Here is a 13,189-nt window from a genome sequence, read left to right on the forward strand (position 1 = left end):
TGCGTCGCGCCGGAAAGCTCTGGCGCACAAGGAAAGGACGGACCTGATGCGCGCACGTGATCTGATGTCCGCGCCAGTGTGGACAGTCGATCCGCAGACACCCGTCAAGGAGGCGGCGGAAATCCTGTCCGAGCACGGCTTCACCGCGCTTCCGGTGGTGGACGACGACCGGTTGATCGGCATCGTCACCGAGGCCGACCTGATCCGCGGCTGCATCCCGGTCGAGACGCGGTCGGCGTACCCGCACCATTCAGAAGCCGCTGAGACGACTGTCGGCGCGGTGATGACGTCTCCGGCGACCGCGATGTCGTCCGGCACCGACGTCGCCGATCTGTGCCAGGCACTGGTGGACGCGCGGATCCGGGCGATGCCGATCGTCGACGGGAGCCGGGTGATCGGCATCGTGACGCGCGGCGACGTCGTGCGCGTGCTCGCCCGCGAGGACAGCGCGATCGCCGCGGACGTGCGGCACCGGCTCGAGATTTACGGCGGCACCGGCCGCTGGAAAGTCGAGGTGCACGACGGGATCGTGCGGATCGTCGACCTTTTCGACGACGAAACCGATCGCCACGTCGCGACGCTGCTGGCACTGGCGGTGCCCGGCGTGGTCGGAGCGGACTTCGCGTCCGCGGAGGAGGTGGAGAGATGACTGGCTGGACCCGCACGGTGCTCGTCGGAGTCGACGGTTCGGAGGGCTCGGCGGACGCGGTCCGCTGGGCCGCGCGGCTCGCTTCGGGACGCGATCTCGAACTGGAACTGGTGCATTGCCTCCAGCTGGCCGGGCTGGTTTACGGCGGCGGCCCCGCTGAAAGCGCCGGGCTGTTCGCAAGTATCCGGCAGGACGGAGAGCGCATCGCGGCCGAGGCGCGCGAGCTGGCGCTTTCGGTGGACCCCTCCCTGGAGGTCAGCAGCGAGGCGTTGACCGATTCGGCGCCGGCCCTGCTGATCGCGCGGTCCCACGCGGCCCGGCTGGTCGTGCTCGGCCGCGCCGGGATCGGCGGGTTCGCGGGCATGCTGGTCGGAGCGACGACCGGGGCGGTCGTCAGCCACGCCGGGTGCCCGGTGGCGGTGGTCCGCGGGAGGCAGGGCGACGGGCCGGTCGTGGCCGGCGTCGACGGCGGCTGGAGCAGCGACGCGGTGCTCGGGACGGCGTTCGAGGAGGCCAGTTTCCGGCAGGTGCCGCTGGTCGCGGTCCATGCCTGGATCGACGTCGTCTACGACTCGGCCGAGAGCTCGGCGCGGCTCATGCCGCAGTGGGAGAGCCTGGAGCCCGCCGAGGAACGGCTGCTGGCGCAGCGGCTCGCGGGCTGGCAGGAGAAGTACCCGGACGTCGAGGTGCGGCGGAAGGTGGTCCGCGACCGGCCGCGGCACGTGCTGCTCGACGAGTCCAGCCGCGCGCAACTGCTGGTCGTCGGCAGCCGCGGGCGCGGCGGGTTCGCCGGGATGCTGCTCGGCTCGACCAGCCAGGCGATGGTCCACCACGCCTCCTGCCCGGTGCTCGTGGTGCGGGACTCGAGGCGGTGACCGCGGCTCCGGCAGCGACGCTCGCCGAGAAGGAATTGGCGCAGGTCGACGCCCAGTGGCGAGCCGCGAACTACCTTGCCGCGGGTCAGATCTATCTGATGGGCAATCCGTTGCTGCGGGAGCCGCTGACCGCTGGGCAGGTGAAACCGCGGCTGCTCGGGCATTGGGGCACCTCGCCCGGCCTGAACTTCGTTTACGCGCACCTCAACCGCGCGATCCTGGCGCACGATCTCGACGCGATGTTCGTGACCGGGCCGGGCCACGGCGGTCCGGCGCTGCTCGCGAGCACCTGGCTGGAGGGCAGCTATTCCGAGCTGTGGCCGGAGGTTTCGCGCGACGAGGAGGGGATGGACCGGCTGTTCCGGCAGTTCTCGTTCCCCGGCGGGGTGCCGAGCCACGTGTCCCCGCACGTGCCCGGGTCGATCCACGAGGGCGGCGAACTGGGCTACTCGCTCGCGCACGCGTTCGGAGCCGCGTTCGACAACCCGGGCCTGCTCGTCGCGTGCGTGGTCGGCGACGGCGAGGCGGAGACCGGCCCGCTGGCGGCCAGTTGGCAGGCCAGCCGGTTCCTGGAGCCGCGCCGCGACGGGGCGGTGCTGCCGATCCTGCACCTCAACGGGTACAAGATCGCGAATCCGACTGTCCTGTCCCGGATCCCGCCGTCCGAACTGGACTCGCTGCTGCGCGGCGCGGGCTGGGCTCCGGTGTTCGTGGAGGGCGACGAGCCCGCGGCGATGCACCAGGAGATGGCCGCGGCGCTGGACGCGGTGGTCGCCGACTGGGCTCTGATCCGCCGCGGCGACCCGTGGCCGATGATCGTGCTCCGGACGCCCAAAGGCTGGACAGGACCGGCCACAGTGGACGGTGAGCCGGTCTGCGGAACCTGGCGGGCGCACCAGGTTCCGTTGCCCCGGGTGCGCGAGGACCCGGCGCACCTGCGGCAGCTCGAAGAGTGGCTGCGGTCCTACCGGCCGGAAGAGCTGTTCGACTCCGCGGGCCGCCCGACCGAGGCGGTCACCGCGCTGATCCCCACCGGTTCGCGACGAATGGGCGCGAACCCGCACGCGAACGGCGGTGTGCTGCTGCGCCCGCTCTCGCTGCCGCCGGTCGCCGAGCACGCCGTGCAGACCTCGGCACCGGGGGAGCGGGCTTCGGAGCCGACCCGCGCGCTGGGCCGGTTCCTGCGGGAAGTGTTCCGCCGCAACGCCGAACGCGCGAACTTCCGGCTGTTCGGCCCGGACGAAACCGCGTCGAACCGGCTCGACGCGGTGTACGACGTGACCGCGAAGACCTGGGAGCTGCCGACCGGCCCGCCCGACGACCGCCTCGCCCCGGACGGGCGCGTCATGGAGGTGCTGTCGGAACACCTGTGCCAGGGCTGGCTCGAGGGTTACCTGCTGAGCGGCAGGCACGGGCTGTTCTCCTGCTACGAGGCTTTCGCGCACATCGTGGACTCCATGGTGAACCAGCACATCAAATGGCTGCGCGTGCACCGCGAGATCCCGTGGCGGAGGCCGGTGGCGTCGCTGAACTACCTGCTGACCTCGCACGTCTGGCGCCAGGACCACAACGGGTTTTCCCACCAGGACCCGGGTTTCGTGGACCACGTGGCGAACAAGGCCCCGGAGGTCGTGCGGGTGTACTTCCCGCCGGACACGAACACGCTGCTGGAGGTGGCCGCGCAATGCCTGCGCAGCCGGGATCTGGTCAACGTGGTCGTCGCGGGCAAGAACGAGACACCGGACTGGCTCGACGCCGAGGAAGCCGCCCTGCACTGTGCGCGGGGCCTGGGTATCTGGGAATGGGCCAGCACGCACTCGGACCGCGAACCGGACGTCGTGCTCGCGTGCGCGGGCGACGCGCCGACTCTGGAAATCCTTGCCGCGGCGGCGATCCTGCGCGAGGAGTTGCCCGAGCTGGCGGTCCGAGTGGTGAACGTGGTGGACCTGATGCGGCTGCAGCCGGAGGCGGAGCACCCGCACGGGCTGAGCGACTGGGAGTTCGACGCGCTGTTCACCCCGGACCGGCCGGTGATCTTCGCCTATCACGGGTACCCGTGGCTGATCCACCGGCTGGCCTACCGCCGGACGAACCACGCCGGGCTCCACGTGCGCGGCTACACCGAACACGGCACCACGACCACGCCGTTCGACATGCTGGTGCGCAACCGGATGGACCGGTTCCAGCTGGTGATCGACGTGCTGGACCGGGTTCCAGGCCTGCTCGCCACGACCGGGCCGCTGCGGCAGCGGATGACCCGCATGCAGGAACGGCACCGGCGCTGGATCACCGAGCACGGCGAGGACCTGCCCGAGGTGCGGGAGTGGCGGTGGTGGGGCCGGTAGCCGCCGTTTCCGCCGCGCCCCTGCTCCGCACCGGCGGATCCGATCCCGGATCGCCGGGTTCCCTGAGGGCCGTTGGTCCCTCGAATTCGGGACAGGTTCCGCTACTTCGCGAGCCCTCGGGGAGAGACGCTCGGTTCAGTACCCCACACCCGGAGACTTCCCATGAACGTTTTCCTGCCGCTCGTCGTCGACCAAGCGCTCGCCGCCGCGGTGCGCGCGCCGTCCCCGCAGAACACCCAGCCGTGGCGGTTCGTCGTCGACGGGCCTCGGATCGAGGTGTGGCTGGACCGCGACCGCGTCCTGCCGGTCGCCGACCCGGCCGGGCGCGAGGCTCGGTTGTCCTGCGGCGCGGCGGTGTGCAACCTGATGCTCACCTTGCGGGTCAACGGCGTGCGCAGCCGCGTGCGGATCGCCCCGGAGGCGGCTGACCGCGATCTGCTGGCGGTGGTTTCGATCGAGGGCAACACCCGTCCGTCCACTCTGGACAGACGGCTCGTCGAGGCGGTCTACCGGCGGCACACGAACCGGCGTCCGCTGTCCGACCGGGCAGTGCCGCCGTCGGCGCGGTCGCTGCTGCGCTCGGCCGCGCTGGGCGAAGGCGGCCACCTGGACTTCCTGGACAGCTCGGGCCGCTACGCCCAGGTGACCGCGCTCGTGCGCCGGGCGGAGACCGAACAGGCCACGGACGCGGACTTCCGTGCGGAAACCGCGAAGTGGACCGGTCGCGCGGCGGAGTGCCCGGACGGCGTGCCCACTGCCGCGTTCGGTCCGCCCGCGGACATCCCCGGCGTGGTGTCGCTGCGCGCGTCGCACGAGAACCGGTCGATTCCGCCGCGGCCGTTCGAGCAGGATCCGGTGCTGGCCGCAGTGCTGACCCGGGACCAGGGCATGGCGGCCGAGGTCCGCGGCGGGATGATCATGGAACGCGTCCTGCTGACCGCGACCGCCGAGGGGCTGGCGACGTCGTTCCTGTCCCAGCCGTTCGAGGCACGGTCGACACGGGCCCAGCTGCTGGCGGCCTTCCACGACCTGGGGCACGTGCACACGCTGCTGCGCATCGGATACGGGCTGCCGACGCGGATGACCGCGCGACGGCCCGCTGCCGAAGTGACGACGGTGCGGAGTTCGCCGGAAGTCCCGGCGTTGTGAGCATTCCGGCGCGCGCAGCAGGGCGGAAGTCCTCTGTGGACAGCGTGCTTGCGGGGCGATCCTGGTGGAGGGGTCGCACGAAAGGCACGAGAGATGGAAGCGTCGGCTGACCGCGTCAGGCAGTGGTGGCACCTGCTCGTTCCGGGACCCGCTTCAGTAGCGCGGGCTTCGGACCGATTCCAAGCCGGCCTTCTCGTCGCGCCGGTACTCGTCGGGCTGGCCGCGGTCCCGTTCTCGGCTGCCGCCGGGTCGGAGCTTTACCGGACACAGAAACCGGTCTCGACCCGTGAGCTGGCGCAGCGTAGCCAGGCGACCGCGGTGCTGCTGACCGACGGCCCGGCTACCACGGTAAGCGGACGCAGCGGGGTCTTCGCCGGCTCCGCGCTGACCGCCGCCTCCTGGCAGGCGCCGGACGGATTGCGCCGGGTCGGCGAGGTAGCGGCCGGCGAGGGTGCGCGGCGCGGCGACCAGGTCCCGATCTGGGTGGACCGGGCCGGAAACCCGGCCGCGCCGCCGCTGACCGCGTCCGCCGTGCTGGTCGACGCGGTGTGCGCGGCACTGGGGCTGTGGGTTTCGGTGTGCTTGCTGGTGGCCCTGATGTGCGCGGGCACGGTGTTCGCGCTGAACCGGCACCGGATGGCGACATGGCAGCGCGAATGGGATGCCGAACAGGAGAAGCACACCCATCCGTGAGCGTTCGGTTCAGCGGGCGACCGCCCAGGCGAGTACCAGCCCGACCGAGTTCGTGGCCACGTGCACGAGCGCCGGAGCGAGCAGACCGCGGCCGAGGTAGCGCCACCAGCAGAGGAAAACGCCCACCGCGGCCGCGGCGAGCATCGCCAGCAGCGAGACCACCGCGAGCGGCAGGCTGCCGACGGTCTGGCGCACCGCCTCGTTCTGGGTGAGGGCGAGCGACGGCAGCAGATGCCACAGACCGAACAGCGCGGACGCGCCGAGCACCGGCCGCCAGCGCCAGCGTTCGCCTCCGCCGAGCAATGCCGGGAGCACGCCGCGGAAGGCGACTTCTTCGACCAGGACGGTGCCGAACGGGATCCGGACCAGCGCGAGCCACATGAGCTGGCCGAATCCGTGCGAGCCGACCCGTCCGTCGTGGAACAGCACGCCCAGCGGCGGGAGCGCCGCGGCGAGACCGAACCCGAGCACCACGACGGCGAAACCGCCCAGCCCGAACCGGAGCGCCCGGCGCGCGTGCTGGCGGCTGAACCCGATCTCCGCCCAGCCGATGCCGACTGCGCGCGCGAGGAGCAGGAGCACGGCCGCAGTGACCGTTCCGCAGACTGGATAGGCCCAGCCGGGCAGTACCCGGTTGGCCAGCACGGTGGCCGTCGCGAGCAGCAGCACGGCAAAAGCCACCGCTACGGTCCGGTGAGCGGTGCCCTGCGGCTGTTTCGGGACAATGGCGGGGAAGGACATCGTGATTCAGTCTGCCTCGCGACGGCATCGACGGCTCGATCGCCCTTCCTCATCAGGTTCGCCGAGGCCTCCCGGCGGCTACGCTGCGTCCGTGCAGGAGACACGGCTCGACCTCGCTCGGATCCGGGCAGCCCGCCAGCAGATCGACCCAGTTTTCCTCGACACTCCGCTGTATCGCTGCGAGGCGCTGGAACCCGACCTCGGGTGCGCGGTGAGCATCAAGCTCGAAACGGCGAACCCGGTCCGCAGCTTCAAAGCGCGCGGCACCGAGGTGATCACCAGCTTGCTCGCCGACACCCGCTCGACGGCCGTCGTGTGCGCCAGCGCGGGCAACCTCGGCCAAGCCCTCGCGTGGTCCGGTCGCCGCAGAGGGCTCGACGTCACCGTCGTGGCGTCCCGCTTCGCCCCCGCGATCAAGCTCGATCGGATCCGCGCGCTGGAGGCCAAGTTAGAGCTGGTCGACGGCGACTTCGAGGAGGCTCGCGAGCGCGCGGTCGCCATCGCACGGCACGACGGCATCCGACTGGTCGAAGACAGCCTGGACGTCGAGACCTGCGAAGGCGCGGGGACCATCGGACTGGAACTGGTGGCGACGGAGCCCTCGTTCGACGCCGTCCTGATCGCGCTGGGCGGAGGCGCGATGGCCACTGGCATCGGTCAGGTGCTCAAGGCTTGTGCGCCTGAAATCGAGGTGATCTGCGTCCAGCCACAGGGCGCACCGGCGATGACCCGCTCCTGGCGCGAACGGCGCGTCGTCACGACCGACTCGACCGACACCATCGCCGACGGCGTCGCCGGACGGCGGCCCATCCCGGCAGTCCTGGACGACCTGCTCCTGCTCGCGGACGACGCAGTCCTGGTCGAGGAGTCTTCGATCGTCGCCGGGATGCGGCTGCTGCTCGACCGCGCTGGCCTCGTGGTCGAACCCTCTGCCGCACTTGGCATCGCGGCGATCCTCGAAGACCGCGCCCGCTTCGCCGGACGGCACGTGGCCACCATCGTCTGCGGCAGCAACGTCGACCCAGCCGCCTATCACCGCTGGGTCGGCGCGGCTTCGCACTAGAGGCCTGGAGGATCGGCTCGGTGACGGCGGAAGCAGCCAGACTCCCGGCAAAACGGACGAAAGCCCTTGCGGTGCTTGAGGAATCGCTGCCCGGTCAGGTGTGAGCGATCCCGCAACCATGTCCGTGGGCAATTGTTGCATACTGCATCAATGTCGTCGGGTGAGAGTGCGGGGAAACGCGGGCTGGTCGTGCCGGTGCGCCAGCCGGTGGGCCGGTGGGTGCGGGAGAGCCGGACCGGGCTGGTCGGGCTGGCGGTGCTGATCGGGGCGGGCGCGGGGCTGGGCGCGGTGGTGTTCCGGTGGCTGATCACCACGTTCACGCACGTGTTCTCGGGGCACGCGGACTACTCGGACGCGGGACGGGCGGCGCATTCGTGGTTCCCGGCGCTGGGACCGTGGTTCCTGCTGCTGGCCCCGGTGATCGCGGGCCTGATTTACGGGCCGCTGGTCTACCGGTTCGCCCCGGAGGCGCGCGGGCACGGGGTGCCGGAGGTGATGTACGCCGTCGCCGAGCGGGGCGGGCGGATTCCGGTGCAGGTGAGCGTGGTGAAGGCGCTGGCGTCGGCGTTGACGATCGGGTCCGGCGGTTCGGTGGGCAGGGAAGGTCCGATCGTGCAGATCGGGTCCGCGCTGGGTTCGGCGCTGGGCCGGGCGGCGCGGCTGCCGGAATCGCGGCTGCGGGTGCTGGTGGCGTGCGGCGCGGCGGGCGGGATCGCGGCGACCTTCAACGCGCCGCTGGCCGGTCCGTTCTTCGCGATGGAACTGATCCTGCGGGATTTCGCGGCGGAATCGTTCGGGGCGGTGGTGCTCGCGAGCGTGACGGCGAGCGTCGTCGGGCGGGCGGTGCTGGGGAACGCGCCGTTCCTGGACCTGCCGCCGTTCACGCTGCGCAGTCCGGTGGAGTATCTGCTGTTCGTGGCGCTGGGCCTGGTGGTCGGCGCGTGCGGGGTGCTGTTCACCCGGGTGCTGTACTGGATCGAGGACCTGTGCGACCGGCTGTGGCGCGGCCCGGAGTGGCTGCGCCCGGCCGTCGGCGGGATCTTCCTCGGCGGGCTGCTGCTGGCGCTGCCGCAGATGTACGGGGTGGGCTATCCCGTGCTGCAGAACGCGGTCGAAGGCAAGTACGTCTTCGGGTTCCTGCTGGTCCTGATGCTGGGGAAGATCGTGGCGACCAGCCTGACCATTGGGATCGGCGGCTCGGGCGGGGTGTTCGCGCCGTCGCTGTTCATCGGCGCGATGGCGGGCACCGCGTTCGGGATCGCGGTGCACGCGTGGTTCCCGTCGGTGACGGCGTCGCCGGGCGTGTACGGGCTGATCGGCATGGGCGCGGCATTCGCCGGTTCGGCGCGGGCCCCGATCACGGCGGTGATCGTGCTCTTCGAACTGACCGGGCAGTACTCGGTGATCCTGCCGATGCTGACCGCGATCGTGATCGCGACGGCCGTGAGCCGCGCGCTGAGCCGGGACACGATCTACACGCTGAAGCTCCGTCGCCGCGGCATCGATCTGGACAAACACCCCTCCGCGCGGCGATTGGCGGGCACGAAGGTCTCCGCGGTCACCGAACCGCTGCCGGAGCCGCTGCGCGAGGACCTGCCGCTGGAGCTGGCCGCGCACGCCCTCGCGCTGTCCGGCCACGGAATCCTGCCGGTCATCGACGAGGACGGCCGGTACCAGGGCTGCGCCACCGCCCGCGCGGTCGCCGAGGCAGTGGCCGAAGACCACGTAGGCAGGGTAGGAGATCTCGCCGAACTGCCTCCGCTGGTGACGAGCGATTCCACGCTCGCTGATGCGCTCGACGCGTTGAGCCAGGCGCCGGGAACCGGCCTTCCGGTGCTGACCGGGACTGACGAGCTGACGGGGTGGATCACGCACCAGTCGGTGCTGAGCGCGCTGGAACCCGCGGTGAACCGCCGCTGAGGAGCTGGCTCTCGGAACGGCGACCGCGTCCCGAGAGCTCCCGGCTGGAGATCGGCCGAAAGTGGCCGGTTCGTGGCCTGGCCTGTCCGGTTTCGAGCGGCGATCCTTGGCCGCATGGCGATACGGGCGCTCCACCTCGAAGAAGGACTCCTCCGGTGAGGTCCCTGTCTCGCGCTCCCGCCAGGCTGGCCGCCGCGGTCGTGACAGCTCTCGCCGTGCTGGCGCCACCCGCCGCGCACGCGGACGAGCAGGCCCCGCCTGTCCTCGCCGACGGGTTCGGGCTGACCCAGGTCGGTTCGGCGACCGGAACCGGCACCGACTTCGTCCTCACCGTGACCACCGCACAGGTCGCCGGCCCGCATCACCTCAAGATCATTCTTCCGGCCGGCTACGACTCCCACCCGGCCAAGCGCTATCCGGTGTTGTACTTCCTGCACGGATCCCCGGACGACCCGGCCGCCCAGGGCTATCCGGCGCTGACCGCCTCCAGTTCGGTGATCACGGTCATCCCGGACGGCGGCCACCGCGGCTGGTACGCGAACTGGCGTGACCGCAACACCGTGCTGGGCGCGCAGAACTGGGAGAACTTCCACCTCGACCAGGTGATTCCGTTCATCGACGCCAACCTGCGCACCATCGCGGCGAAGAAGGGCCGCGCGGTCGCGGGAGTGTCGATGGGCGGTTTCGGGGCCTTGCACTACGCCGAGGACCGCCCGGATCTGTTCAGCCAGGTCGCTTCGCTCTCGGGAGACATCGATCTGTCGGTGGACTCGATGGACTTGCGGATGGTCGCTGTCGCCACGGTGACCAACGCCGTCGGCGCGATCTGCGCTTCCGCGTCCGGCGCCGACAATTGCACCCAGGACTCCTACGCGCCTGGCGTGGACAGCGACGCCCTGTTCGGCTCGCCCTACCCGGTATTCGACGCCGATCGGCTGTGGAACGCTGCCGATCCTTCGACGCACGTGGACAAGTTGGCCGGTGTCGGAGTCTCGATCTACGTCGGCAACAACGACGCATTGGAATTCTGGCTGGAAGGCGCGGCGAAGCACGTCAAGGATCACCTCGACGCTCTTCGGATGCCGTACTACTACGTGGATTACGGCAACGGCGCGACGTGGGGAACGAACTGCAACGGCGGTCACAACGGCTACTGCTGGGAACAGGATCTCGTCGACTACCTCCCGCGCCTGGAAAAAGCTTTCGCCGCCTGAGTTCTCCGGCAAGGAAAACGACCCGCTGATTTCGCCTTAACCGCGAGGAAGGACGGTTCGATGGCGAGCAGGAGGAGACCGAGAACCGGATTGTCGCTGGCTTTCCCGGCCGCGGTGCTGCTGGCCGCGACGACGGCGACGGTCCCGGCCATGGCGACCGACCACGGGCCGGACCAGCCGACGATTCGCTACACCGAGTACGGCATCCCGCACATCATCGCGTCGAACTGGGAAGGAATAGGAGAAGGATACGGCTACGCCGCGGCCAAGGACAACATCTGCACTTTGGCCGACACCTACCTGACGGTCAACGGCCGCAGATCCCGATTCCTGGGTCCCGACGGCAAGGCGAGCCCGGGGGAGCACCAGAACACCACCACCAACCTCAACAGCGATCTGTATTTCCAGCGCATCAACGACAACCACGTAGTGGAGCGCCTGGCCGCCCAGCCTGCCCCCGACGGGCCGGAGCCGGAGGTGAAGGAAGCCATTCACGGCTACGTCCAGGGGTACAACCGGTACCTCGCCGAGACCGGGGCGGACAACATCTCCGATCCGGCGTGCCGCGGCGCCGCCTGGGTTCGCCCCATCGCGGAGTCGGACGTTTACCGGCACGCACACGCCGAGATCATCATGGGCAGCGCGGAGGCACTGCTGGACGGCGAGGTCAACGCCGCGCCGGCAGGGGCCGCCGCGCCGCCGCGGGCGCTCCCCGCGGAGGAGACCGCCCGCCGGATCGCCGACGCGGTGGCTGCCGCGCGCCGGCAGGGAATGGGCAGCAACGCGCTGGCGGTCGGTGCGCAAGGGGTGTCTGGGGGCACCGCCATGCTCCTGGCCAACCCGCATTTTCCCTGGCAGGGCAAGAACCGGATGTGGCAGAGCCACCTGACGATCCCGGGGCAAGCGGACGTCTCCGGTGCCAGCCTCCTCGGGTTTCCCGCGGTGAACATCGGGCACAACAACGACGTCGCCTGGAGCCACACGGTCGCGACAGTGGCCCCGTTCGGTCTTTTCGACGTGCAGGTGGATCCGTTGCACCCCACCGTCTACCTGGTCGACGGCAAGTGGGAGAACATGACCTCGCAGCAGGTCAGCGTCGAGGTGCTGAACAAGGACGGTTCGCTCGGCACGGTCACCAGGACGTTGTGGTCGACCCGGTACGGCCCGATCACCACTTCGCTCCAAGGCGTTCCGTTGCCCTGGGTGGTCAGCGCGCACGCGGTCCGCGACGTGAACATGGACAACCTCCGGGCGTTGAACACCTGGTTCCGGCTCGACCGGGCCAAGGACGTGCACGAAGTGGTCAGCACCCTGGAGCGGACACAGGGAGTTCCCTTCTTCAACACCGTCGCCGCCGACCGCAAAGGCAACGCGCTGTACGCGGACATCCAGGCCGCCCCGAACATCACCGACGAGCACGCGCAATCGTGTCTCACCCTTACCGGCCAGTTGCTGTTCAATCAGGTGAAGCTGCCTGACGTGCCGCCGATCTCCATCTTCGACGGCAAACGCGGCGAATGCGACTGGCCCAACGACCCGAACGCCGCCGCCCCCGGCGTCCTGGATCCGCACCGGCAGCCACGCCTGATCCGGTCGGACTTCGTCGGCAACGCCAACGACAGCGCCTGGCTGTCCAATCCCGCCCAGCCCCTGGCATACCCCCGGGTCATGGGCGATTCGGCGACCCCGCGGTCGCTGCGAACCCAGCAGCTGATCCTGACCGCGCAAAACCGGATCAACGGCGCCGACGGCCTTCCCGGCCGAGGATTCACCCCGGAGACCATGCGGCAGCTGCTGTTCGCCGACCGCAGCCGGGCGGGCGATCTGGCGCTTGATTCCGTGGTGTCGATGTGCCGCGACCTTCCGTTCGGGGTCATCCTGGTCGACGGCGTCCTGGTGAACGTGAGCGAGGCGTGCCCGGTCCTGGCCGGCTGGAAGGACCACAGCTACACCGTCGCCAGCCGCGGATCGTGGCTGTTCGAGAACTTCTGGTTCTACCTCTCCGGCGGCGATCTGTTCAAGAGCGTGCCGTGGCGGGTTCCCTTCGACGTCCGGGATCCGGTGCACACCCCCAATTCGCTCGACACCGGCAACTCCGCGGTGCACGACGCGTTCGGCCGGGCGGTCATCGCACTGCGCAATGCCGGCATCCCGCTCGACGCCCCGCTGTCGGACATCCAGAAGGTCACCCGCAACGGCGAGCAGATCCCGGTCCACGGTTCGCTTTCGGATTTGGGCGTGCTGAACGTGATCACGCCGGGCCAGAACAGCGACGGCAAACTGGACGTGGTCTTCGGCTCCAGCTTCGTCCAGGAGGTGCGGTTCGCCGCCGACGGACCGCCGCAGGCCTCCTCGGTGCTGACGTATTCCCAGTCGGCCGACCCGACCTCGCCGCACTACGCCGACCAGACCAAGTTGTTCTCGGCCGGCCAATGGGTGCCCGAGCGGTTCACCGAAGACCAGATCGCCGCCTCGCCCGCGCTGAAGGTCGTGGTCCTGAACTGAGGACCCCTGATTCCCGCCGTCATCCTCGGATCGCT

10 protein-coding genes are annotated in these 13,189 nt (G+C 70.2%); 9 read left to right on the top strand and 1 reads right to left on the bottom strand.

Features of this window, described 5'->3' with window-relative positions; translation table 11 throughout:
- Window positions 1–46 precede the first annotated feature (46 nt).
- The 5 genes from ABZX37_RS18565 to ABZX37_RS18585 all read left to right on the top strand — a co-directional run bounded on the left by ABZX37_RS18565 (window position 47) and on the right by ABZX37_RS18585 (window position 5,711).
- Window positions 47–649, top strand: coding sequence for a CBS domain-containing protein (locus ABZX37_RS18565; protein ID WP_354740943.1), 603 nt, complete (start codon window positions 47–49; stop codon window positions 647–649).
- Window positions 646–1,524, top strand: a complete 879-nt coding sequence (locus ABZX37_RS18570) for a universal stress protein (protein ID WP_354740945.1) — start codon at window positions 646–648, stop codon at window positions 1,522–1,524. Before ABZX37_RS18565 ends, ABZX37_RS18570 begins: the two co-directional genes overlap by 4 nt.
- The gene (locus ABZX37_RS18575; RefSeq protein ID WP_354740947.1) at window positions 1,521–3,869 is read left to right on the top strand and encodes a phosphoketolase family protein; all 2,349 of its coding nucleotides are present in this window, start codon (window positions 1,521–1,523) and stop codon (window positions 3,867–3,869) included. The genes ABZX37_RS18570 and ABZX37_RS18575 overlap by 4 nt, the downstream gene beginning before the upstream one ends.
- Before the next feature lie 162 nt (window positions 3,870–4,031).
- Window positions 4,032–5,018, top strand: coding sequence for a hypothetical protein (locus ABZX37_RS18580; protein ID WP_354740949.1), 987 nt, complete (start codon window positions 4,032–4,034; stop codon window positions 5,016–5,018).
- A 93-nt stretch (window positions 5,019–5,111) separates the two neighbouring features.
- A complete protein-coding gene (locus tag ABZX37_RS18585) occupies window positions 5,112–5,711 on the top strand; it encodes a hypothetical protein (protein WP_354740951.1) in 600 nt (199 codons plus the stop codon).
- A 9-nt stretch (window positions 5,712–5,720) separates the two neighbouring features.
- Here ABZX37_RS18585 and ABZX37_RS18590 read toward each other — a convergent pair whose 3' ends face one another.
- Window positions 5,721–6,452: a CPBP family intramembrane glutamic endopeptidase gene (locus tag ABZX37_RS18590; RefSeq protein ID WP_354740952.1), complete on the bottom strand. Its 732-nt coding sequence runs from the start codon at window positions 6,450–6,452 to the stop codon at window positions 5,721–5,723.
- A gap of 91 nt (window positions 6,453–6,543) precedes the next feature.
- On the opposite strand from ABZX37_RS18590, the gene ABZX37_RS18595 reads away from it, so the two are divergent.
- The 4 genes from ABZX37_RS18595 to ABZX37_RS18610 all read left to right on the top strand — a co-directional run bounded on the left by ABZX37_RS18595 (window position 6,544) and on the right by ABZX37_RS18610 (window position 13,154).
- The gene (locus ABZX37_RS18595; RefSeq protein WP_354740954.1) at window positions 6,544–7,515 is read left to right on the top strand and encodes a pyridoxal-phosphate dependent enzyme; all 972 of its coding nucleotides are present in this window, start codon (window positions 6,544–6,546) and stop codon (window positions 7,513–7,515) included.
- A 150-nt stretch (window positions 7,516–7,665) separates the two neighbouring features.
- Window positions 7,666–9,435: a chloride channel protein gene (locus ABZX37_RS18600; RefSeq protein ID WP_354740956.1), complete on the top strand. Its 1,770-nt coding sequence runs from the start codon at window positions 7,666–7,668 to the stop codon at window positions 9,433–9,435.
- A gap of 155 nt (window positions 9,436–9,590) precedes the next feature.
- Window positions 9,591–10,649, top strand: a complete 1,059-nt coding sequence (locus ABZX37_RS18605; RefSeq protein ID WP_354740958.1) for an alpha/beta hydrolase-fold protein — start codon at window positions 9,591–9,593, stop codon at window positions 10,647–10,649.
- A 60-nt stretch (window positions 10,650–10,709) separates the two neighbouring features.
- Window positions 10,710–13,154 carry a penicillin acylase family protein gene (locus tag ABZX37_RS18610; protein ID WP_354740960.1) on the top strand — a complete coding sequence of 815 codons (2,445 nt, stop codon included), beginning with the start codon at window positions 10,710–10,712 and terminating at the stop codon, window positions 13,152–13,154.
- The last annotated feature ends 35 nt before the right edge of the window (window positions 13,155–13,189 follow it).

The organism is Amycolatopsis sp. NPDC004079, from assembly GCF_040610415.1.
Taxonomy (GTDB): domain Bacteria; phylum Actinomycetota; class Actinomycetes; order Mycobacteriales; family Pseudonocardiaceae; genus Amycolatopsis; species Amycolatopsis halotolerans.